The sequence below is a fragment of the Acinetobacter sp. TWP2-2-3 genome (assembly GCF_049896445.1).
Taxonomy (GTDB): domain Bacteria; phylum Pseudomonadota; class Gammaproteobacteria; order Pseudomonadales; family Moraxellaceae; genus Acinetobacter.
In genome coordinates this window covers 1-780 of the sequence record NZ_JAFCUI010000032.1, presented here as the reverse complement: position 1 = coordinate 780, position 780 = coordinate 1, and the positions used below count along the sequence as shown (strand labels likewise).

The window sequence follows — 780 nt, the reverse complement described above, 5'->3', positions numbered from 1 at the left end:
CCGGTTACTGTAGTAGTTTGAGTATCACGGATACCAACGATTTCTACAGACTCACCTACTTTAACGATACCAGTCTCTACACGGCCAGTTACTACTGTACCACGACCAGAGATTGAGAATACGTCTTCAATTGGCATAAGGAATGGAAGGTCAATTGCACGCTCTGGCTCTGGAATGTAAGAGTCAAGTGCTTCAACAAGCGCAACTACCGCTGGCTCGCCGTATTGGCTGTCATCACCGTTAAGCGCAAGAAGAGCAGAACCACGGATCACTGGAGTGTCATCACCCGGGAAGTCGTAAGTAGAAAGAAGTTCACGAACTTCCATTTCAACTAGCTCAAGAAGCTCTTCGTCGTCTACAAGGTCGCATTTGTTCAAGAATACAACGATGTAAGGTACACCTACCTGACGAGAAAGCAGGATGTGTTCACGAGTCTGTGGCATAGGACCATCAGTCGCAGCACATACAAGGATCGCGCCGTCCATCTGAGCAGCACCAGTAATCATGTTTTTAACATAATCGGCGTGACCCGGGCAGTCTACGTGAGCGTAGTGACGAGTTGGAGAATCGTATTCTACGTGTGAAGTATTAATTGTAATACCACGTGCTTTTTCTTCTGGTGCAGAGTCGATTGCAGCGTAGTCTTTCGCTTCGCCACCGAATTTCTTCGCACATACAGTTGCAATTGCAGCTGTTAAAGTTGTTTTACCATGGTCAACGTGACCAATTGTGCCCACGTTAACGTGTGGCTTATTACGTTCAAACTTAGCCTTAGCCATG

1 protein-coding gene is annotated in these 780 nt (G+C 46.8%); it reads right to left on the bottom strand.

What is annotated here, in order from left to right; all coding sequences use genetic code 11:
* Nucleotides 1-779 (bottom strand): elongation factor Tu (locus tag ACP7AK_RS15320; protein ID WP_425880205.1); only part of this gene is annotated, 779 nt, incomplete at its 3' end.
* Between the last annotated feature and the right edge of the window lies 1 nt (nt 780).